At 73.0% G+C, this 19,942-nt stretch carries 18 protein-coding genes; 10 read left to right on the top strand and 8 right to left on the bottom strand.

What is annotated here, in order from left to right; genetic code table 11:
- The first annotated feature begins 103 nt into the window (after nucleotides 1–103).
- Both ACH0BZ_RS10485 and ACH0BZ_RS10480 read left to right on the top strand, forming a co-directional pair.
- A complete protein-coding gene (locus tag ACH0BZ_RS10485; protein WP_406898222.1) occupies nucleotides 104–1,558 on the top strand; it encodes an ABC transporter permease in 1,455 nt (484 codons plus the stop codon).
- On the top strand, nucleotides 1,555–2,631 hold the full coding sequence (locus ACH0BZ_RS10480) for an ABC transporter ATP-binding protein (RefSeq protein WP_406898220.1): 1,077 nt from the start codon (nucleotides 1,555–1,557) through the stop codon (nucleotides 2,629–2,631). The genes ACH0BZ_RS10485 and ACH0BZ_RS10480 overlap by 4 nt, the downstream gene beginning before the upstream one ends.
- 16 nt (nucleotides 2,632–2,647) lie before the next feature.
- On the opposite strand, the gene glpK is transcribed toward ACH0BZ_RS10480, so the two are convergent.
- A complete protein-coding gene (gene glpK, locus ACH0BZ_RS10475; RefSeq protein ID WP_406898219.1) occupies nucleotides 2,648–4,207 on the bottom strand; it encodes a glycerol kinase GlpK in 1,560 nt (519 codons plus the stop codon).
- A gap of 79 nt (nucleotides 4,208–4,286) precedes the next feature.
- Here glpK and ACH0BZ_RS10470 point away from each other — a divergent pair, with 79 nt between their 5' ends.
- Nucleotides 4,287–6,074 carry a glycerol-3-phosphate dehydrogenase/oxidase gene (locus tag ACH0BZ_RS10470; protein WP_406898218.1) on the top strand — a complete coding sequence of 596 codons (1,788 nt, stop codon included), beginning with the start codon at nucleotides 4,287–4,289 and terminating at the stop codon, nucleotides 6,072–6,074.
- Nucleotide 6,075: 1 nt separating this feature from the next.
- Complete coding sequence (locus tag ACH0BZ_RS10465; RefSeq protein ID WP_406898217.1) at nucleotides 6,076–6,426, top strand: hypothetical protein; 351 nt, start codon at nucleotides 6,076–6,078, stop codon at nucleotides 6,424–6,426.
- Nucleotides 6,427–6,514: 88 nt separating this feature from the next.
- Here ACH0BZ_RS10465 and ACH0BZ_RS10460 read toward each other — a convergent pair whose 3' ends face one another.
- From ACH0BZ_RS10460 to ACH0BZ_RS10440, 5 genes are all read right to left on the bottom strand, one after another.
- Complete coding sequence (locus ACH0BZ_RS10460; protein WP_406898216.1) at nucleotides 6,515–8,308, bottom strand: acetyl/propionyl/methylcrotonyl-CoA carboxylase subunit alpha; 1,794 nt, start codon at nucleotides 8,306–8,308, stop codon at nucleotides 6,515–6,517.
- Nucleotides 8,309–8,454: 146 nt separating this feature from the next.
- Nucleotides 8,455–9,135: a Maf family protein gene (locus ACH0BZ_RS10455; protein ID WP_406898215.1), complete on the bottom strand. Its 681-nt coding sequence runs from the start codon at nucleotides 9,133–9,135 to the stop codon at nucleotides 8,455–8,457.
- A 22-nt stretch (nucleotides 9,136–9,157) separates the two neighbouring features.
- On the bottom strand, nucleotides 9,158–9,568 hold the full coding sequence (locus ACH0BZ_RS10450; RefSeq protein WP_406898214.1) for a cupin domain-containing protein: 411 nt from the start codon (nucleotides 9,566–9,568) through the stop codon (nucleotides 9,158–9,160).
- 130 nt (nucleotides 9,569–9,698) lie between these two features.
- Nucleotides 9,699–9,974 (bottom strand): acyl-CoA carboxylase subunit epsilon, encoded by a 276-nt coding sequence (locus ACH0BZ_RS10445; protein ID WP_406898212.1) that lies wholly within the window; start codon nucleotides 9,972–9,974, stop codon nucleotides 9,699–9,701.
- Nucleotides 9,971–11,620 carry an acyl-CoA carboxylase subunit beta gene (locus tag ACH0BZ_RS10440; protein ID WP_406898211.1) on the bottom strand — a complete coding sequence of 550 codons (1,650 nt, stop codon included), beginning with the start codon at nucleotides 11,618–11,620 and terminating at the stop codon, nucleotides 9,971–9,973. Before ACH0BZ_RS10440 ends, ACH0BZ_RS10445 begins: the two co-directional genes overlap by 4 nt.
- 106 nt (nucleotides 11,621–11,726) lie before the next feature.
- Between ACH0BZ_RS10440 and ACH0BZ_RS10435 the strand changes: the two genes are divergently transcribed.
- The 5 genes from ACH0BZ_RS10435 (at nucleotide 11,727) to ACH0BZ_RS10415 (ending at nucleotide 16,385) form a co-directional block, all read left to right on the top strand.
- Nucleotides 11,727–12,620, top strand: coding sequence for a biotin--[acetyl-CoA-carboxylase] ligase (locus tag ACH0BZ_RS10435; RefSeq protein WP_406898210.1), 894 nt, complete (start codon nucleotides 11,727–11,729; stop codon nucleotides 12,618–12,620).
- Nucleotides 12,621–12,623: 3 nt separating this feature from the next.
- On the top strand, nucleotides 12,624–13,187 hold the full coding sequence (locus ACH0BZ_RS10430) for a PH domain-containing protein (protein WP_406898209.1): 564 nt from the start codon (nucleotides 12,624–12,626) through the stop codon (nucleotides 13,185–13,187).
- Nucleotides 13,188–13,209: 22 nt separating this feature from the next.
- Entirely contained in the window at nucleotides 13,210–14,496 is a 1,287-nt protein-coding gene (locus ACH0BZ_RS10425; RefSeq protein ID WP_406898208.1) for a 5-(carboxyamino)imidazole ribonucleotide synthase, read from the top strand.
- A gap of 39 nt (nucleotides 14,497–14,535) precedes the next feature.
- Nucleotides 14,536–15,048: a 5-(carboxyamino)imidazole ribonucleotide mutase gene (gene purE / locus ACH0BZ_RS10420; RefSeq protein WP_406898207.1), complete on the top strand. Its 513-nt coding sequence runs from the start codon at nucleotides 14,536–14,538 to the stop codon at nucleotides 15,046–15,048.
- Between the two features lie 167 nt (nucleotides 15,049–15,215).
- Nucleotides 15,216–16,385, top strand: a complete 1,170-nt coding sequence (locus tag ACH0BZ_RS10415; RefSeq protein ID WP_406898206.1) for an acyl-CoA dehydrogenase — start codon at nucleotides 15,216–15,218, stop codon at nucleotides 16,383–16,385.
- Nucleotides 16,386–16,525: 140 nt separating this feature from the next.
- Here ACH0BZ_RS10415 and ACH0BZ_RS10410 read toward each other — a convergent pair whose 3' ends face one another.
- Both ACH0BZ_RS10410 and ACH0BZ_RS10405 read right to left on the bottom strand, forming a co-directional pair.
- The gene (locus ACH0BZ_RS10410; protein ID WP_406898205.1) at nucleotides 16,526–17,230 is read right to left on the bottom strand and encodes a TIGR03089 family protein; all 705 of its coding nucleotides are present in this window, start codon (nucleotides 17,228–17,230) and stop codon (nucleotides 16,526–16,528) included.
- Between the two features lie 42 nt (nucleotides 17,231–17,272).
- Nucleotides 17,273–18,850 (bottom strand): LCP family protein, encoded by a 1,578-nt coding sequence (locus tag ACH0BZ_RS10405; protein WP_406898203.1) that lies wholly within the window; start codon nucleotides 18,848–18,850, stop codon nucleotides 17,273–17,275.
- Between the two features lie 165 nt (nucleotides 18,851–19,015).
- Here ACH0BZ_RS10405 and ACH0BZ_RS10400 point away from each other — a divergent pair, with 165 nt between their 5' ends.
- Nucleotides 19,016–19,897 carry a glycosyltransferase family 2 protein gene (locus ACH0BZ_RS10400; protein WP_406898201.1) on the top strand — a complete coding sequence of 294 codons (882 nt, stop codon included), beginning with the start codon at nucleotides 19,016–19,018 and terminating at the stop codon, nucleotides 19,895–19,897.
- The last annotated feature ends 45 nt before the right edge of the window (nucleotides 19,898–19,942 follow it).

Below are 19,942 nucleotides of genomic sequence, written 5' to 3'. Positions count from 1 at the left end.
CCTTGCGGGCGCCGCCGTCCTCGCGTCCTCGGCGGCGCTCATCCCGCTGGTCTACCTCATCGTCCGCGCCGGTGAGCGCGGGTGGGGCCACGCCCTCGCGGTGGTGCGGTCCGGCCGGTCGGCCGAACTGCTCGTCAACACGGTCGTGCTCGTCGTGCTGGTCACCGCCACAAGCGTGGTGATCGGGGTGGCGCTGGCCTGGCTCACGGTCCGCACCGACCTGCCCGGGGCCCCGGCCCTCGGTGCCCTGCTGTGTGTGCCGCTCGCGATGCCGTCGTACGTCCTGGGCTACCTGTGGCTCGCAGACTTCCCCGGGGTGCTCGGCTTGCCGGGCTCGGTCATCGTCATGACGATCTCGTGCTACCCGTATGTCTTCCTGCCCGCCGCCGCGGCGCTGCGCACCGTCGACCCGGGGCTCGAAGAGGTCGCCCGGACCCTCGGCCGGGGCTCGGTGCGGGCGGTGCTCGGGGTGACGCTGCGCCAGGTCCGGCCCGCCGTGGCGGCCGGGGCGCTGCTCGTGGCCCTGTACACGCTCTCGGACTTCGGGGCCGTCGCCATGCTCCGCTACGACGCCTTCACCGTGGGCATCTACCACAGTTACCGCGCCACGTTCGACCGCGTGCCCGCCGCGGTCCTGGCCTGCGTCCTCGTCCTGGTCGCCCTCGTCGTCATGACGGCGGAACGCCGCGCCCGGCGCGGCGAGGTGGCGCGGATCGGCTCCGGCGTCGCTTCCGTGCCCGGGCGACTCCCCCTGGGGTGGTGGCTCGTGCCCGCCCTCGCGCTCGTGGGAGCCGTTCTCGCCGGCGGCGTCGCCGCACCGCTCGTCGGCCTCGTGCGGTGGGTCCGCGCCGCCGCGAGGGTCGACGTGGCGTGGGGCCCGGTCTTCGAGGCGACGTGGACCACCGCCGGGGTCTCCGCCGTAGCCGCTCTCGTGACGATCCTGCTCGCCCTGCCCATCGGCGTTCTCGCCGCCCGGTCCACCGGCCCGGTCGCCCGCGCGACCGAGGCCGTCGCGCAGATCGGGTTCGCCCTGCCGGGCATCACGGTCGGCCTCGCCGTGGTCTTCGTGGGCATCCGGCTCGTGCCCGACCTCTACCAGCGGACGCCGATGCTGGTCTTCGGCTACGTCGTGCTGTTCCTGCCCCTCGCGGTGGGGGTGGTCCGCTCCGCCGTCGACGCGATCCCCACCGCTCTCGAGGACGCGTCGGTAAGCCTCGGCTCCGGTCGGGTCCGCACCTTCCTGCGCGTGGTGGCCCCGCTGGCCATGCCGGGCGTGCTCGCCGGCGCCAGCCTCGTCTTTCTCAGCGTGGCCAAGGAATTGCCCGCTACGCTGTTGCTCCGCCCCACGGGGACCCAGACCCTCGCCTCGGCGATGTGGACGCACACCGAGATGGCGGCCTACTCCCAGGCAGCCCCGTACGCGGCGATGCTCGTCGCCGTGGCCGTGATCCCGGCCGCGGTGCTCGGCCGCTCGTTCGGCTGGGGCGTCGGCGGGCGCCAGGCGATCCCGACGTTCGCGGCGACCCGGACCCCGGAGGAGGAGGTGGTGGCGCGGTGAGTGCGCGACGACGACCCGGCGGCGAGCTCCAACTCGTCGGCGTCTCCGGCGGCTACGGCGGGCACAGTGTCGTCCGCGGGATCGACCTCACGGTCGAGGCAGGCACGTCGCTGGCCGTGCTCGGCGCCTCGGGCTCGGGCAAGACCACGGTCCTGCGGATGATCGCCGGGCTCCATCCCGTCTCCGCCGGCCGGATCCTGCTCGAGGGCCGGCGCGTGGACACTCTGCCGGCCCAGCGGCGCGGCGTCGGCCTCGTGCCCCAGCAGGGCGCCCTCTTCCCGCACCTCAGCGTGGCCCGGAACGTGGGCTTCGGGCTCGTGCCCGCCGACCCGGTGGCCCGATGGCGGGGCCGCGCCGCGCGCGCCGCCCGCGTCCGTGAGGTCCTCGACCTGGTGGGACTGGCCAACCGCGCGGGTGACAAGCCATCGCAGCTCTCCGGTGGGCAGCAGCAGCGCGTGGCCCTGGCCCGGGCGCTGGCCCCCGGTGCGGGGCTCATCCTGCTCGACGAGCCGTTCAGCGCGCTCGACGCGGCTCTGCGCGGCCGGGTCCGCGCCGAGGTCGCGGCCCTGCTCGCCGAGTCCGGCGCCACCTCGGTGCTCGTCACCCACGACCGCGAGGAGGCTCTCGCCACCGCCGATCGTGTCGCGGTGCTCATCGACGGCGAGTTGGCACAGGTGGACACCCCCGAGCGGCTCTACCTGCACCCGGCGAGCCGCGAGGTCGCGCAACTCTCCGGGGAGACGGTGGTCCTGCCGGCCACGGCCGACGGTGGGTCCGCCCACACGGTCATCGGCGCGGTCCCGCTGGACTCGGCGGCTCAGGGCGCCGGCACGGTGTTGTGGCGCCCGGAGAGCCTCGAGGTGCTCCGGGCCGGTGACGACGACGAGGTCGGCCGCGGCCACGGGGTGTGCGCCGGCGTGGAGTTCCACGGCGCGACGACCCTGGTCCGGCTGTGGTTCGACGGCACCGACCGGTCCTGCGCCGTCCCGGTGCGCGGCGGCGAGCGCGTCGGGGTGGGCGACCGGGTCGCGGTCCGTCCCCTGCGGCCCGCGGTCTTCCACCCGGCCCCCTGAGCGGCAGCTCGGGGCGTCAGGGCTCGTTGTCCGCCCAGCCGAGGGTCCGTTCGACCGCGTCGTCCCACCGCGCCAGCAGCCGCTCCCGCTCGTCGTCGTCCATCTCCGGCTCCCACCGGTGGTTCTCGCGCCACAGGTCCCGCAGCGTCTCCGGGGATTCCCACTCGCCCACGGCCAGGCCGGCCGCGAACGCCGCGCCCAGGGCCGTGGTCTCCGTGACCTCGGGCCGCACCACCGCCACGCCGAGGATGTCGGCCTGGAACTGCATGAGGAAGTCGTTGACCACCATGCCGCCGTCCACGCGCAGCGAATCCGGCTTCTCCCCGGCGTCGGCGACCATCGCCGCCGCCATCTCCCGGCTCTGGAAGGCGGTGGCCTCGAGCGCGGCGCGCGCCAGGTGGGCGCGGGTGTGGAAGCGGGTCAGGCCGACAAGCGCGCCGCGCGCGTCGGATCGCCAGCGTGGGGCGAGCAGGCCGGAGAACGCGGGCACGAGGTAGCAGTCCCCGTTGTCCTCCACCGAGGTGGCCAGGTCCTCGGTCTCGGCGGCGTCGTCGATGATCCCCAGGTTGTCGCGCAGCCACTGCACGAGCGAGCCCGCCACCGCCACCGAGCCCTCGAGCGCGTACACGGGGTCCTGCCCCTCGAGCTGGTAGCACACGGTGGTGAGCAGGCCGTTCTCGCTGAACTGCGGCTCGGTGCCGGTGTTGAGCAGCAGGAACGCGCCGGTTCCGTAGGTGTTCTTGGCCTCCCCGGGCTCGAAGCAGGTCTGGCCGAACATGGCCGCCTGCTGGTCGCCGAGGATCCCGGCGATGGGGGTGCCGCCGAACATCCGGCGCTCGGCGACCTTCCCCACCACCCCGGAGGACGGGACGATCTGCGGCAGCATCGCCCGCGGCACCCCGATCTCGCGGCACAGCTCGTCACTCCACTCCAGCGTCCGCAGGTCCATGAGCATGGTGCGCGAGGCGTTGGTGACGTCGGTGACGTGCAGCGCCGGCTCGCCATCGGGCCCCCCGCGGCTGCCGCCGGTGAGGTTCCACACCAGCCACGTGTCGATGGTCCCGGCCAGGAGCTCGCCCGCCTCGGCGCGTTCGGTCCCGCGCTCGCCCTCGGAGTCGAGGTGCTCGAGGATCCAGCGGATCTTGGGGCCGGCGAAGTACGTGGACAGGGGCAGGCCCGTGGCGTCGCGGAAGCGGTCCTCGGCGTCGTCGTGTCCCTCCGCCAGTCGGGCGCAGATCCCCGACGTCCGGGTGTCCTGCCACACGATGGCGTTGTACACGGGTCGGCCGGACTCCTTGTCCCACACCACCACGGTCTCGCGCTGGTTGGTGATCCCGATCGCGCTCACCAGCGCCGGCTCGAGGTCGGCGTGACCCGCGACCTGCGCCATCACCGTGCGCACGTTCTCCCAGATCTCCATGGGGTCGTGTTCCACCCAGCCGGCACGGGGGAGGATCTGCCGGTGTTCGACCTGCGCCGTGGCGGTGGGGACGGGCAGGCCGTCGTGGTCGAAGAGAATGGCACGCGACGAGGTGGTGCCCTGGTCGATGGCGAGGATGTATGTGTTGCGGGTCACGCCGCAAGAGTACGTCCGGTCCGGCGTAGAGTCGGAACCGAGGCGGCCGGAACCCTCGACCGGCCCCGGAGGGAGTGCGATGCCCACCATGAGAGACCGCTCCGCCCTCGGGCCTGAGCGACGGGCCGAGTCGTGGCGCAGGATGTCGGAGGAGACCTTCGACGTGGTGATCGTCGGAGGCGGGGTGGTGGGTGTCGGCAGTGCCGTCGACGCCGCGACCCGCGGCCTGTCCGTCGCACTGGTCGAGGCCCGCGACTTCGCGGCCGGGACCTCATCACGCAGCTCCAAGATGTTCCACGGCGGGCTGCGGTACCTCGAGCAGCTCGACTTCGGCCTCGTCGCCGAGGCGCTCCACGAGCGTGAGTTGAGCATGTCGCGCCTGGCCCCCCACCTGGTCAAGCCGCTCAAGTTCCTCTTCCCCCTCACCAGGCGGTTCTGGGAGCGGCCGTACATGGCGGCCGGCTTCGTCCTCTACGACGTCATGGGCGGCGCCAAGAGCGTGCCACCGCAGAAGCACTACACGCGCGCCGGCGCGCTGCGCCTGGCGCCCGGGCTGCGCGAGGACTCGATCGTCGGCGGCATCCGCTACTGGGACACGCTCGTCGACGACGCCCGCCACACGCTCACCCTGGCCCGGACCGCCGCGCGGCACGGCGCCGTGGTGACCACCTCCACCCAGGTCGTCGGATATCTGCGCGACGGCGAGAGGGTCGTCGGAGTCCGTGTGCGGGACGCGGAGACGGGCCGGGAGACCGACGTGCGGGCCCGCGTGGTGCTCAACGCGGCCGGTGTGTGGACCGACCAGCTCCAGCGGATGCTCGGCGAGGAGGCCGGCTTCACCGTCCGCGCCTCCAAGGGGGTCCACATCGTGGTGGACCGCGACAAGGTGGACTCCGAGGCCGCACTCATCCTGCGCACCGAGAAGTCCGTGCTGTTCGTGATCCCCTGGGGCGAGTACTGGATCATCGGCACCACCGACACCGATTGGCACCTCGACCTGGCCCACCCGGCGGCGACTAGCGCGGACATCGACTACATCCTCGGCCACGTCAACGCCGTCCTCACCGACCGGATCACCCGCGAGGACGTCCGCGGCGTCTACGCCGGCCTGCGCCCCCTGCTCTCCGGGGCGGCCGACGCCTCCACGGCCAAGCTCTCCCGCGAGCACGCCGTGATGACCGTCGCCCCCGGGGCCGTGGTGGTGGCCGGCGGCAAGTACACCACCTACCGCGTCATGGCGGCCGACGCCGTCGACGCGGCGATCGCCGAGATGGGCGAGGAGGCCGCGGCCGCCGTGCCCGCCTCGACCACCGAGCGGATCCCGCTCCTGGGCGCCGACGGCTACCCGGCCATGGTCAACCGGGCCGACCGGATCGCCGACCGCTACGAGATCCGCGAGGACCAGGTGCATCACCTGCTCGACCGCTACGGCACGCTCGTCGAGGAGGTGCTCGACCTCGCCGTCGGGCGCCCCGACCTGCTGGGCTCCCTCGGCGGCGCCGAGCGCTACCTGCGCGTCGAGGTGGTCTACGCCGCGCTCTCCGAGGCCGCACTCCACCTGGAGGACGTCCTCGTCCGGCGGACCCGCATCTCCATGGAGTACCAGCACGGCGGCGTGGAGTGCGCCCGCGAGGTGGCCGACCTCATGGCCGACGCGCTGGGCTGGGACGACGCCCGCGTCGCCCGCGAGATCGAGCTGTTCGAGCGGCGCGTGGCCGCCGAGCAGGCCAGCCAGACGGCGGACGCCGACGACGAGGCCGACGCCTACCTGCGCGCCGTGCCCGAGGTTCGCGAGTTCCTCGTGGACACCATGGACACCCGCTTCGACCCGGCCGCCGCCGAACCGGTCGTGAGCGAGAGCCGCTGACGTGGAGCCCGTCGAGATCAACGCCGGCCCCTTCTACCTCCGGGCACTGCGCGCGGACGACCGCGTCGACGACCGGCCCGCCCTGCGCGCGCTGGGGGAGACCGCCGACGACGCCGTCGCCCGTCGCGACCGGGGCTGGGCCGACGGCACGCCACTGACGTGGGCGGCCTGCGTCCAGACCGACGTCGACATGTGCGCCGAGATCCGCTGCGAGGTTGACGGCGCCTCCGCCGTCGTGAGCGCCCGCCCCGTGCCCGGCGCCGACCGGGCCGACGAGGCCGCCGCCGTGGGTGTCGAGACCGTGACCCGGTTCGTCGAAGGGGCGCTCGGACTGGCCGTCGTCCCCGGCTGAGGCGGACGGCGGGGGCGGCCGACGAAAGGGCCCGCCGACCACGACGGTCGGCGGGCCCTTCGAACGTCTGCTCAGGCGCCTGCCCGGATCAGGCGTCCTTGATCTCGCAGAGGACGGCGCCCTGCGTGACGGCGGCGCCGGCGTCCACGGACAGGTCGGTGACGACGCCGTCCTTGTGCGCGGTGACGGGGTTCTCCATCTTCATGGCCTCGAGGACGGCCACGAGGTCGCCCTGCTTGATCTCCTGGCCTTCCTCGACGGCCACCTTGACGACGGTGCCCTGCATGGGCGCCGACACGGCGTCGCCGGAGGCGGCCGCGCCGGCGGCGCCGCCACGGGTGCGGGACTTGGCCTTGCGGCGGACCGTGCCGCCGGCGTGCGAGCCGCCGAAGGCGAGGTCGCCGGGGAGCGAGACCTCGACGCGACGGCCGTCGACCTCGACGACGACCTTCTTGCGCTCGACGGGCTCGTCCTCGTCGGCCGGGGCGCCGGTCGGGGACCACGGCTCGATCGGGTTCTCCCACTCGTTCTCGATCCACTTGGTGTAGACGTCGAAGCCGTTGTCGTCGCCCACGAACGCGGGGTGGGTGACGATGTGCTGGTGGAACGGGATGACCGTGGCCATGCCCTCGACGACGTACTCGTTCAGGGCGCGGGCCGAGCGGGCGAGCGCCTGGTCGCGGTCCTCGCCCCACACGATGAGCTTGGCGAGCATCGAGTCGAACTGGCCGCCGATCGTGTCGCCCTGCTCGACGCCCGAGTCCATGCGGACGCCGGGGCCGGTGGGCTCGTGGTAGCCGGTGATCGTGCCCGGGGCGGGCAGGAAGCCGCGACCGGCGTCCTCCCCGTTGATCCGGAACTCGAAGGCGTGGCCGCGCGGGGCCGGATCCTCGGTGAACTCCAGGACCTCGCCCTCGGCGATCTTGAACTGCTGGAGCACGAGGTCGATGCCGGCGGTCTCCTCGGTGACCGGGTGCTCCACCTGGAGACGGGTGTTGACCTCGAGGAACGAGATCGTGTCGCCCTGGACCATGTACTCGACGGTGCCGGCACCGTAGTAACCGGCCTCCTTGCAGATGGCCTTGGCGGAGTCGTGGATGCGCCCCCGCTGGTCGTCGGTGAGGAACGGCGCGGGGGCCTCCTCGACGAGCTTCTGGAAGCGGCGCTGCAGGGTGCAGTCCCGGGTGCCGGCCACCACAACGTTGCCGTGCTGGTCGGCGAGGACCTGCGCCTCGACGTGGCGGGCCTTGTCGAGGTACTGCTCGACGAAGCACTCGCCGCGGCCGAAGGCGGCGACGGCCTCGCGGGTGGCGGACTCGAAGAGCTCGGCGACCTCGCTCATCTCGTGGGCGACCTTCATGCCGCGACCACCGCCGCCGAAGGCGGCCTTGATGGCGATGGGTAGGCCGTGCTCCTCGGCGAACTTGACGACCTCGTCCGCGTTGGCGACCGGGTCCTTGGTGCCGGCGGCCATCGGCGCATTGGCACGCTCGGCGATGTGGCGGGCCGTGACCTTGTCGCCGAGGTCGCGGATGGCCTGCGGCGGCGGACCGATCCAGATGAGGCCGGCGTCGATGACGGCCTGGGCGAAGTCGGCGTTCTCCGAGAGGAACCCGTAGCCCGGGTGGATCGCGTCGGCGCCCGACTTGGCGGCGGCATCGAGGATCTTGTCGAAGACCAGGTAGGACTCGGCGGACGTCTGTCCCCCGAGGGCGAAGGCCTCGTCCGCCAGCTTGACGAACAGGGCATCGGCGTCGGGCTCGGCGTAGACGGCCACGCTGGCCAGGCCGGCATCCTTCGCCGCGCGGATCACCCTGACGGCGATCTCGCCGCGGTTGGCGACGAGGACCTTGGTGATGTGAGAGCTGGCATGACTGGGCACTCAGGGCCTCCTGGTGGTGTACGTCTGCTTTACCGGCGTTCCCGGTGGGGTGGTCGGTGTCCTTGGAGCAGTCTAATGAGAGGGCTACCTCATGTGTTGGTTTGGGGGTCGGTGGGTGCGCCGTACGGGGGTCCCCGGCGGCGCGCTCACCCGACGAGCCCGGGCCGCCAGAGGTGGTGTGCGTGCAGGTCGGCCCCGGCGAGCAGGCGCCGCAGAAGGGGCAGACTGAGTCCGATCACGCTCGACGGATCGCCCTCGATCCGGTCGATGAACCAGCCGCCGAGCGACTCGATCGTGAACGCCCCCGCGCACTCCAGTGGCTCTCCGGTCCGGAGGTACACGTCGAGGTCGGCGTCGGAGGGGGCGCCGAAATGCACCGTGGTGTCGGAGGTGTCGGCGCCCCGGTGTGTGACGACGAGGTCGGTCCCGTCGCGCAGGTCGGCCACCACGAGGGCGTGCCCGGTGAGCAGCACACCGTGCCGTCCGCGGACGGCACGCCAGCGTTCCATGGCGCGCTCGTAGGTGTGGGGCTTGCCCTCGAGCCGGCCGTCCACGAGCAGCATCGAGTCGCAGCCCACGAGCACCATCTGCTCGGCGCCCGCGGCGCGCGCCTCCTCGGCGAGCGCGGCGCCCTCGCGGGCGAGGACCTCGTCGGCCTTGGCCCGGGCCAGCTCCTCGACGATCCGGACCGGCGGGGTGCGGTCCGGCAGGGCGGCCAGCAGTGCGTCCTCGTCGACGCGCGGCACCCGGACAAACGGGTCGACCCCGGCCTGCTGGAGGATCCGGAGACGGGACGGCGAGGCCGAGGCGAGGACGAACGCGATCATGCGGCCCAGCGTAACCAGCGCGTCAGTCGCGCGGCAGCAGCATGGTCACCGTGAGCGTCGTGGGCTCGGCGGCCACCACCGAGTGCCGCAGCTTGGGCGTGAGGTGCAGGATCTCGCCGGGGCAAAGGTCGATCGTGCGGTCCGGCAGACCGATGTCGACGCGCCCGCGCAGCACCTGGATGAGCACCGGGTGGTGGGCCGCGTGGTCGCCGAGCTCCTGGCCGGTGGCGAACTCGAAGGCGACGATCTTGGTGGTCTCGTCACTGTGGACGACCGACGCGCGCGGCTTGTCCTCGAAGGGCTCGGCGCGGCCGATGACGTCGGTGATGTGGGTGGCCGTGCCCGCGGTGGTGCCGGCCTTGCCGCCCAGCGTGCGGTTCTCGGCGAGCACCGCGTCAGAGCGGTCGTCCGGGGTGGCGGGCTGATCGGGCACGGGTCCTCCTGGGGCCGGGGCGGGTGGACTCCAGTGTCCCAGTCGGGGGGCGAGCCGTCACCCCCGCACGCGATCCCGGTCGGCGACTCGGGGGAACGTGGGCGGGGGCGACGCTCGCCGGAGGTGGGCGTCAGAACTGCCGGCGGTTGAGGAACGAGCCGGGGCTGTAGCCGAACGGGGTGCGCAGCTTGTCGTTCACGTCGCCCCAGTCGTCGCGGATCCCCGTGTCGTGCTCGGCCGCGTGGGCGGCGTTGCCCTCAGCTGTGGCGAACACGGCTGAGAGGATGCCCACCTCGACCGGCGTGGGGTTGCCGCGGGTGATCTCGAAGTACGGCTTCGCCGGAAGCGCGGCCTTCTCTTCGGACGTGGGCACGGCCTGCGCGCTGTCCTCTGCTCCGCGGCTCACAGCGGGATGTTCCCGTGCTTCTTGGCGGGCACGTCCACGACCTTGCGGTCGAGCAGACGCAGGGCCTGCGCCACCTGCAGGCGGGTGTGCGAGGGCGGGATCACGGCGTCGATGTAGCCGCGCTCGGCCGCGACGTACGGGTTGACGAGCGTGTCCTCGTACTCGGCCTGGAGCTTGAGGCGCAGCGCGTCGACGTCCTCGCCGTTCTCGGCGGCCTGCTTGAGCTGGGGGCGGTAGACGAAGCCCACGGCGCCGGAGGCGCCCATGACGGCGATCTCGGCGGTGGGCCACGCGAGGTTGATGTCCGCGCCCATGTGTTTGGAGCCCATGACGTCATAGGCGCCGCCGTAGGCCTTGCGGGTGATGACGGTGACCTTGCCGACCGTCGCCTCACCATAGGCGTAGAGCAGCTTGGCGCCGCGGCGGATGATGCCGTCGAACTCCTGGCCGGTGCCCGGGAGGAAGCCCGGAACGTCCACCAGGGTGAGGATGGGGATGTTGAACGCGTCGCAGGTGCGGACGAAGCGCGCGGCCTTCTCCGAGGCCTTGATGTCCAGGCAGCCCGCGAACTGGGTGGGCTGGTTGGCCACCACGCCGACACTGCGACCCTCGACGCGGCCGTAGCCCACGACGACGTTCATGGCGTACTGCGCCTGGATCTCGAGGAACTCGCCGTCGTCGACGATGTGCTCGATGACCTCGTGCATGTCGTACGGGCTGTTCGACGAGTCGGGGATGATCGTGTCCAGCTCGAGGTCCTCGGGGGTGAGGTTCTCCTCGATGCCGCCCTCGGCGACCGGGTACGGGTAGCGGGGCGCCTCGGCCCGGTTGTTGCTGGGCAGGTAGGAGAGCAGGTCCTTGACGAAGTCCAGGGCGTCCTGCTCGTCGGAGGCCGTGTAGTGGGAGACACCCGACTTGGTCATGTGCGTGGTGGCGCCGCCCAGCTCCTCCTGGGTGACCTCCTCGCCGGTGACCGTCTTGATGACGTCGGGACCCGTGACGAACATCTGCGAGGTCTTGTCGACCATCACCGTGAAGTCGGTGAGGGCGGGGGAGTAGACGTGGCCGCCGGCGGAGGGGCCCATGATGAGCGAGATCTGCGGGATGACGCCGGAGGCCTGCGTGTTGCGCAGGAAGATCTCGCCGTACAGGCCGAGGGAGACGACGCCCTCCTGGATGCGCGCGCCGGCGCCGTGGTTGATGCCGATGATCGGCCGGCCGGTCTTGATGGCCAGGTCCATGACCTTGACGATCTTCTCGCCGTACACCTCGCCGAGCGAACCGCCGAACACGGTGGCGTCCTGCGAGAAGACGCAGACGCTGCGGCCGTCGATCGTGCCGTAGCCGGTGATGACGCCGTCGCCCAGCGGGCGCTTCTCGGCGAGGCCGAAGGTGGTGGCGCGGTGGCGGGCGAGCGCGTCGATCTCGACGAACGAGCCCTCGTCGAGGAGGTTCTCGATGCGCTCGCGGGCCGTCATCAGGCCCTTGTCGTGCGTCTTGTCGATCGCGGCCTGCCCCATGGGGGCGCGCGCCTCGTCGAGGCGTCGGCGCAGTTCGGACAGCTTCCCGGCGGTCGTGTGGATGTCGGGCGTCGCGGAGTCCGTCTGGACGTCGGCGGCCACGTCCGGTTCTGAGGCAGTCGTCATGTTGTAGGACTCTATCGAGTCCGGGGTGCCGTCGCGAGGTGCACCCCGGCCGATTCCCCCGTCGCCGACCCCGCGAGTGGGGGAGCGGCGACCTAGTCTGGACGGCGTGCACGCCGACCCGCCGACCGATTCGCGCCGCCCCCTCGACGCCGCCGCGCTGCGCAGCGCGCTCGTCGAGGCGCCCGGCGCACCGTACTCCACCCTCGACGTGGTGGACGAGATCGGCTCGACCAACGCCGAGCTGCTCGGCCGCGCCGCGGACGGGGCGGCCGACCGCAGTGTTCTGCTGGCCGAGCTGCAGACCTCCGGCCGGGGCCGGCTCGGCCGGTCGTGGACGGCGCCGGTGGGGACCCAGGTGGCGGTGAGCGTGCTGTTGCGGCCGGGCGCGGTCTCGCCGACCCTCTACGGCTGGCTGCCGCTCGTCACCGGGCTGGCGGTTCGGGATGCGCTCTCCTCCGCGGGCGGCGTGGACGCCACCCTCAAGTGGCCCAACGACGTCCTCGTGGGCGGACGCAAGGTCGCCGGGATACTCGTCGAGATGACCATGGTCCGCGGCGGCGGCGACTTCGCCGTGCCGCTGCCCGCGCTCGTCGTGGGCGTGGGGATCAACGTGGGCCTGCGGAGCGACGAGCTGCCGGTGCCGCACGCCACCTCCCTCGTGCTCGAGGGCGGCAGCGGCGACCGGGACGCGGTCGCGCGCGCCGTGCTCGAGGCCATGGCCCACCGGCACGGGCAGTGGCGCGCCTGCGATCGCGGCAGCGGCGCGACCGTCTCCGACGAGCTGGTCCGCGCGTACTCGGCGGCCTGCTCGACACTCGGCGCCGACGTCCGCGTCGAGCTTCCGGCCGGCGGGAGCCGGACCGGGCGGGCGGTGCGGGTGGATCGGGAGGGTCGGCTCGTCGTGCGGCCCGACGATGCGGGCGGCGCCGCCGACGAGGTGGCGGTCGCGGCGGGGGACGTGACCCACGTCCGAGCCGCCGGCGGCGGGTGGGGCGGCTGAGTCGTGGGATTCCCGCGCTCGGTGCTCGCCCCCGGCGAGGAGCTGCTCGTCCACAGTCATCCGCACTGGCGTGCGCTGGTGCGGCCCGCCCTCGTCGCCGTGGTGGGGGCGGGACTCGCGGGGATCGCCGGAGGCTTCGTGGAGGTCCAGGTGGTGCACGCCGCCGACCGATCCGTGGCGTGGGCCCTCCTCGCCGGGCTGTACACCCTCGTCGTCGTCCCCTACGGCCTGTGGCCCGCGGTCCGCTGGGCCCGCACCGCCCTCGTGGTGACCGACGAGCGGGTCCTCTACCGGCCCGCCGGGTCGGCCCGGCGCGGCGTCGACGTGCCGCTGCGGCGGGTCAGTGCGGTGCGGTTCCGGCACACGCTGGCCGACCGGGCGCTGGGGACGGGCTGCCTCATCCTCGAGTGCGGCCACCTTCCGCCGGTGGAGATCGACCATGTCCCGCACGTCGCGACGGTCCACGCGTTGGTCTACGACGAGCTGCAGCGGCTCCCTCCGCCGCCACCCCCCACCCCGCCGACCCGTGCGCCCCGGTTCCGCTGGGGCCTGCCGGGGCGACGGTGAGCGGGCCCCCGCCCGTGAGACGATGGACGCCGTGAACCCCGACCCCCGCATCCACCGGAACCCGCTCGGCACGCCCGTTGTGACGATGATCGGCGGCGGCCAGCTCGCCCGCATGACCCACGCCTCCGCCGTCGCGTTGGGCCAGACCCTGCGCGTCCTCGCCGCGGACCCGGAGGACCCGGCGGCCCAGGTGACCCCCGACGTCGTGCTCGGCTCCCACGACGACCCCGACGCGGTGCGGCGCGCCGCCGCCGGCGCCGACGTCGTGACCTTCGACCACGAGCACGTGCCGCCGGCGATCCTCCTCGAACTCGAGGAGGCCGGCGTCGCCGTGCGCCCGCGGGCCTCGGCGCTCATCCACGCGCAGGACAAGCTCGTCATGCGGCGCGCGCTCGCGGAGGTCGGCGCGCCCGTCCCGCCGTTCACCGGCGTCGAGTCGGTCGAGGACGTGCGGCGCTTCCACGCCGAGCAGGAGGGGCGGATCGTCCTCAAGGCCGCGCGCGGCGGCTACGACGGCCGCGGCGTGTGGATGCCCGACTCGCTGGAAGAGGCCGAGCGGATCGCCGCCGAGCAGCTCGCGGCCGGCGTGCCGATGATGGCAGAGGCGCGCGTGCCGTGGACCCGCGAACTCTCCGCGCTCGTGGCCCGCTCTCCGTTCGGCCAGGGCGCCGTGTGGCCGGTCGTCGAGACCGTCCAGCGCGACGGTCAGTGCGCTGTCGTCGTGGCACCGGCGACCGGCCTACCCGAGGACCTGCGCTCGGCCGTCCAGGCCACGGCCCTGCGCCTGGCCGAGCACCTCGACGCCACCGGCGTCATGGCGGTCGAGCTGTTCGAGGTGACCGGCGCCGACGGGCGCCCCGGCGTGCTCGTCAACGAGCTGGCCATGCGCCCCCACAACTCGGGCCACTGGACCATGGACGGCGCGGTGACCAGTCAGTTCGAGCAGCACCTGAGGGCGGTGCTCGACTACCCGCTGGGGTCGACCGTCCCCACTGCGCCCGTTGTGGTGATGGCCAACGTCCTGGGCGCTCCCGAGGCACCGGCGATGAGCATGGACGAGCGGGTCCACCACCTCGGCGCCCGCTTCCCGCACGCCAAGGTGCACCTGTACGGCAAGTCCGAGCGGCCGGCGCGCAAGATCGGCCACGTCAACGTCCTCGCCGACCCCGGCGTCGACCCCGACGACGCCGAGCAGGTGGCCGCCGTGCGCGCGGTAGCCGAGCTCGCCGCCCACTGGCTCTCCCACGGTGAGTGGGCCGACGGCTGGGACCCCCACTCGGGGGCACCTGTCGGGGACTTCGTGCGCTGATCCCACGACCCCACGAGACCTCTCGCGAAAGGGACCCACATGACCACGAAGCAGGGCGGGCCGCAGGTCGGCCTCATCATGGGCAGCGACTCCGACTGGCCCACCATGGAGGCCGCCGCCGAGGCGCTCGCCGAGTTCGGTATCCCCTTCGAGGTGGGGGTGGTCTCGGCGCACCGCACGCCGCAGAAGATGCTCGACTACGCGCGCACCGCCGCCGGCCGCGGCGTGCGGGTGGTGATCGCCGGCGCGGGCGGCGCCGCGCACCTTCCGGGCATGGTCGCCTCGGCCACCCCGCTGCCGGTGATCGGCGTTCCGGTGCCCCTCAAGCACCTCGACGGCGTGGACTCGCTGCTGTCGATCGTCCAGATGCCGGCCGGCGTTCCGGTGGCCACCGTGTCCATCGGCGGCGCGCGCAACGCGGGGCTGCTCGCCGTGCGCATCCTCGCCGCCTCCGACCCCGACCTGCTCGCGCGGATGGAGCGCTTCCAGGCGGAACTCGAGGAGATGGTCGAGCGCAAGGACGCCGCGCTGCGCGAGAAGCTCCTCGGCTGAGAGCGCGCGGGCCCGAGCGGCCCCACCTAACCAGGGGGTTACCGGCTGGTAACTTGAGTGACGGGGCGCGGTTCGCCCGGCGACGCGACGATACTGACGGACAGACGCGCGCCGAGCGACCGCGCCGCGCGACCCCGCACACGAGCACCCCTCAGGGAGGACCGACCATGTCCGGTAACGCCGACTTCGACCTGTACGCCCCGGCGGAGGAGCACGAGGAGCTGCGCGCAGCCATCCGCGCGCTCGCCGAGAAGGAGATCGCGCCGCACGCCGCGGACGTCGACGAGAACGAGCGCTTCCCCGAGGAGGCCCTGGCGGCGCTCAACAACTCCGGCTTCAACGCCGTCCACGTGCCGGAGGAGTTCGACGGCCAGGGCGCCGACTCGGTGGCCACGTGCATCGTCATCGAGGAGGTGGCCCGCGTCTGCGGCTCGTCCTCGCTCATCCCGGCCGTCAACAAGCTCGGCACCATGGGCCTCATCCTGCAGGGCTCGGACGAGCTCAAGCGGCAGGTCCTTCCCGACCTCGTCGCCGGCAAGATGGCCTCCTACGCGCTGTCCGAGCGCGAGGCCGGCTCGGACGCCGGGGCCATGAAGACCCGGGCGAAGGCAGACGGCGACGACTGGGTCCTCAACGGCTCCAAGTGCTGGATCACCAACGGCGGCAAGTCCTCCTGGTACACCGTCATGGCCGTGACCGACCCGGAGAAGGGGGCCAACGGCATCTCCTCGTTCATGGTCCACGAGAGCGACGAGGGCTTCGTCGTGGGCAACAAGGAGCGCAAGCTCGGCATCAAGGGCTCGCCCACCGCCGAACTGTACTTCGAGAACTGCAAGATCCCGGGGGACCGGATCATCGGCGAGCCGGGCACCGGTTTCAAGACCGCGCTGCAGACGCTCGACCACACCCGCCCGACCATCGGCGCGCAGGCCCTCGGCCTGGCGCAGGGCGCGCTCGACGCCGCGGTGGAATACACCAAGGAGCGCAAGCAGTTCGGCAAGGCGATCGCCGACTTCCAGAACACCCAGTTCATGCTCGCGGACATGGCCATGAAGATCGAGGCCGCGCGGCTCATGGTCTACACGGCCGCCGCCAACGCCGAGCGCGGTGTGGCCGCCCGCGGCGGCAAGCTGGGCTTCATGGCCGCCGCCTCCAAGACCTTCGCCTCGGACGTGGCGATGGAGGTCACGACCAACGCCGTGCAGCTCTTCGGTGGCTACGGCTACACGCGCGACTTCCCGGTCGAGCGCATGATGCGCGATGCCAAGATCACCCAGATCTACGAGGGCACCAACCAGGTCTGCCGCATGGTCATGGCCCGCCAGATCCTGAGCTGACGCCGGCGGCCCGGCCGCCGCGAAAATCGGCGACTCCGGTGCCTGGTCGGCGACCCCTCTGAGGGCTGCCGATCCGGCCGAGGGGTCGCCGATTTCGCGGGCTGGCGGCGGGCTGGCGGTGGGGCCGGACGGGCGGCCGGTCAGGCGGTGGCGGTGGTCCGCTCGCTGACCGCGAGTTCGGCCACCTCGGCGGCGTCGGCCTCGGCCCCGGTGGCCAGGACGACGGTCCCGCCCGAGGCCAGGATGCGGGCGAGGATCCCGACCGCGTCGTCATCGGGGCCGCGGCCGGCCACGAGCACTCGGGCCCGCAGCGCGGGGTCGGTGAGCGACTCGAGGGGGGCGCCGTCGAGCGCGGCGGAGCCGGCGCCGGCCGGGACGAAGGCGTCCGGATGGATGCGGCAGGCCTCGGCGAGGTCGGTGACGCCGGGCGGCACGTCCACGCCGGCCGTCGCGAGCGGCAGCCCCATGGGGTGCGTGGTCATGAGCAGGGTCTCGACGTCGGCCGGGTGCGCGTCGAGCCGCTCGGGAACGGTGATGGTGGCGACGGTCCCGATCGCCCCGGCGGAGCCGGCCCCGACGGTCGCGACCTGGGCGCCCGCCCACCAGACGCCCAGGACCACTCCGGCGGTGAGCCAGTGCGCGGGCAGGTCGCACACCACGACGTCACCCGGCTGGACGCCCACCTCGTCGCGGAGCAGGCCGGCGATCTTGGCCGCCCAGTTGGCGGTCGAGGTGGCGGACAGCTCGACCCGCGAGGGCGCGGCGAGGTCGTAGTGCGTGACGAGCGGGGCACCCGGATCGGCGTTCAGCAGCGGGGTGAGCACGGCGTCGGCGGCGGTGTTCACGGTGGTCCTCCCGGGGATGGCTCGAGCTGTGGCGCAGCGCGGTCAGTTGACGCAGGGCACGTCGATGCCGCCCGCGTCGAACGTCGGCCGCTGCGCGATGGACGGCGGCAGGGGGGCGTACGTGGTGGTGAGCACGGAGGACTCCTCGGCGGGCGCGGCCGGCGCGGTGGGGCCGCTGTAGTCCTCGGCGAGCACCACGCGCACGGAGCCGGGCGGCACGGCCGAGTCCACCTGGACGGGCAGTCCGCCGAGGGCGTCGGCCACGCCGAACGCGGCGGGGTCGGTGGAGGAGGAGGCGGCGACGTACGAGGTGTAGGCGGCGCCCGGGTCCGACAGCAGGTCGCCGGCGCCGTAGCCGAGCTCGGTCAGTGCGCCGGACACCTGGGCGGCCAGGCCGTCGATCGCCGTGGTGTTGACCACCTGGACGCTGATCGCGGACAGGTCCGGGTCGGCCTCGGGGTCGAGTGTCTCGGGGACAGTCCCGGCGTCCCCGTCGCCGGCGGCGTCGTCGGAGTCCCCGCTCGCGAAGCCGCTAACGAACTCCTGCACCTGCTCCGGATCCACGGTGACGATGGACTCGCCGTACTCGGACACCGAGTCGATGCTGGTCACCGGGATGGTCTCGAAACGGACGGCGCCGCCGCTGATGTCCTTGAGCTTCATGGCGAAGTCCACGAAGTCCCAGTTCTCGTCGATGACGAACGAGCGCTTGGCGGCGTCGCTCAGCTTGCCGAGCTTGGACGGGTCCGCGAGAGTGCCCGCGGAGAGGATCTCCTTGACGAGCTGGGACATGAAGGCCTGCTGACGGACGATCCGGTCGAGGTCGCCGGCCGGGAGGTCGTGGCGTTGGCGCACGAAGCTCAGGGCGTCCGCCCCGGAGACGGTCTGCACGCCGGCGTGGAAGTCGGCGCCGGAGAGCGGCTCGTAGACGTCGTTGTTGAGGCACACGGGGACGCCGCCGACGGCGTCGGTGAGGAGGACGAACCCGAGCAGTCCGATCTCCGCGTAGTGGTCCACCTCGACGCCGGTGAGGTCCTTGACGGCGTTGATGAGTCCGTTGCGGCCGGCCTGGACGCCGTCCCGGTGGTCCTGCTCGGTGAGCTCGGAGCCGTCCGCCACGGCCGACTCGAGGTACTTGTCCTTGGTGCCCGAGTAGACGCCGTTGATCTTGCTCTGGCCGATGTCGCGGGTCCGGACGTACGTGTCGCGGGGGATCGAGATCGCGGTGGCGGAGCTGCCGTCTTTGGGGACGCGGATGAGCAGGATGGTGTCGGTGTTCTCGCCCTCCTCGTCGTCCCCGGCGCGCAGCACGGACACCTCCTCGGGGGTGAGGGGGTTGCCCTGGGCGTCGGTGCGGTTGTCCGTTCCCACGACGAGGATGTCGACGGCACCGTCGAGAACGCCGGATCCCACCTCGAGTCCGCCGGCGGAGGACAGGTCGGAGTTGAGGCCGCTGACGAGCGACCAGCCCACACCGGTGACGGCGAGGCACGCGGCCGAGGCGAGGGAGGCCACCGTGCGCGCCGCCCGGGAGGCCGTGGGATGGCCGGTGGCGACGCGGCGGCGTCCGCGGCGCGGGGTCGACGTGCGTCGTCCCGTCACGGGCTGCTCGGCGCTCATCCACCGTCCTCAGATCGTCTCGTGGCGGGCCGGACCGGGGTCGCCGTGGGGGGCGGGTCGCGGCACGCGTGCTCGCGCGGCCGGCCGGCCGCAGATGTCCACCCACGGTACCGCGCCGCGCGCCGGTGGCCGGAATCGCCGGGGTCGCGTCGTACTGTGTACGCCGTGACGCCCCGATTCGCCGTGGTGACGGTGACCTATTCCCCCGGTGAGCACCTGCGCGCGCTCGTCGGGTCCCTGCCCGCGGCCACGTCCCGCGAGGTGTCCCTGGTGATGGCGGACAACGGCTCGACGGACGGGGCCCCCGAGGCCGCGGCCGCCGAGCACGACTTCGTCGAGTTCCTCCCGACGGGTGGCAACCTGGGCTACGGCACCGCGATCAACCGTGCCGTGACGGAGATCGCACGCCGCCCGGACGAGTTCGACCAGGAGTTCGTGCTCGTGGTCAACCCGGATGTGTGCTTTGAGCCCGGCTCGATCGACGCGCTGCTCGCGGCGGCCGGGCGGTGGCCGCGGGGCGCGGCGTTCGGACCGCGCATCGCCGAGGCGGACGGCTCCGTCTATCCCTCGGCGCGGTCCGTGCCGTCGCTGCGCGCGGGGATCGGGCACGCGGTCCTGGGGCCGGTGTGGCCGGGCAACCCGTGGACGCAGCGGTACCTCGACGACGCCGACATGGACTCCGAGCGGACCGCGGGTTGGCTCTCGGGTTCGTGCCTGCTGCTGCGGCGGGAGGCGTTCGACGCGCTCGGGGGGTTCGACGAGCGGTACTTCATGTACCTCGAGGACGTCGACCTGGGGGACCGCCTGGGCCGCGCGGGCTGGCAGAACGTCTACGTGCCGTCCGCGGTGATCCGCCACGACCGGGGCCATGCGGCGAAGGCGGTGCCGGAGTTCACGCTCCGGGCACACCACCGCAGTGCCTACCTGTTCCAGGCGGACCGACACCCACACGTGTGGCAGGCGCCGATACGCTGGGCCCTCAGAGCGGGCCTGGCCGCCCGGTGCCGGCTCGCGATCCGGGCTGCGCGGCGGGCCGCCCGGGACTGACCGACGCCGACCAGAACCGACCGACCAGAACCGACCACCGACCAC

Source organism: Dietzia sp. 179-F 9C3 NHS, from assembly GCF_045369825.1.
In the GTDB taxonomy this organism is placed as follows: Bacteria; Actinomycetota; Actinomycetes; order Mycobacteriales; family Mycobacteriaceae; genus Dietzia.
Note: the sequence above shows the minus strand (reverse complement) of the source record. Positions and strands in the feature narration are given on the sequence as shown.

Bases quoted from the DNA above. Each gene is read 5' to 3' on its own strand.
- ACH0BZ_RS10470 (WP_406898218.1), top strand. From the start codon at position 4,287: ATGCCCACCATGAGAGACCGCTCCGCCCTCGGGCCTGAGCGACGGGCC.
- ACH0BZ_RS10455 (WP_406898215.1), bottom strand. From the start codon at position 9,135: ATGATCGCGTTCGTCCTCGCCTCGGCCTCGCCGTCCCGTCTCCGGATC.
- ACH0BZ_RS10440 (WP_406898211.1), bottom strand. From the start codon at position 11,620: ATGACGACTGCCTCAGAACCGGACGTGGCCGCCGACGTCCAGACGGAC.
- ACH0BZ_RS10425 (WP_406898208.1), top strand. From the start codon at position 13,210: ATGGACGCCGTGAACCCCGACCCCCGCATCCACCGGAACCCGCTCGGC.
- purE (WP_406898207.1), top strand. From the start codon at position 14,536: ATGACCACGAAGCAGGGCGGGCCGCAGGTCGGCCTCATCATGGGCAGC.
- ACH0BZ_RS10415 (WP_406898206.1), top strand. From the start codon at position 15,216: ATGTCCGGTAACGCCGACTTCGACCTGTACGCCCCGGCGGAGGAGCAC.
- ACH0BZ_RS10405 (WP_406898203.1), bottom strand. From the start codon at position 18,850: ATGAGCGCCGAGCAGCCCGTGACGGGACGACGCACGTCGACCCCGCGC.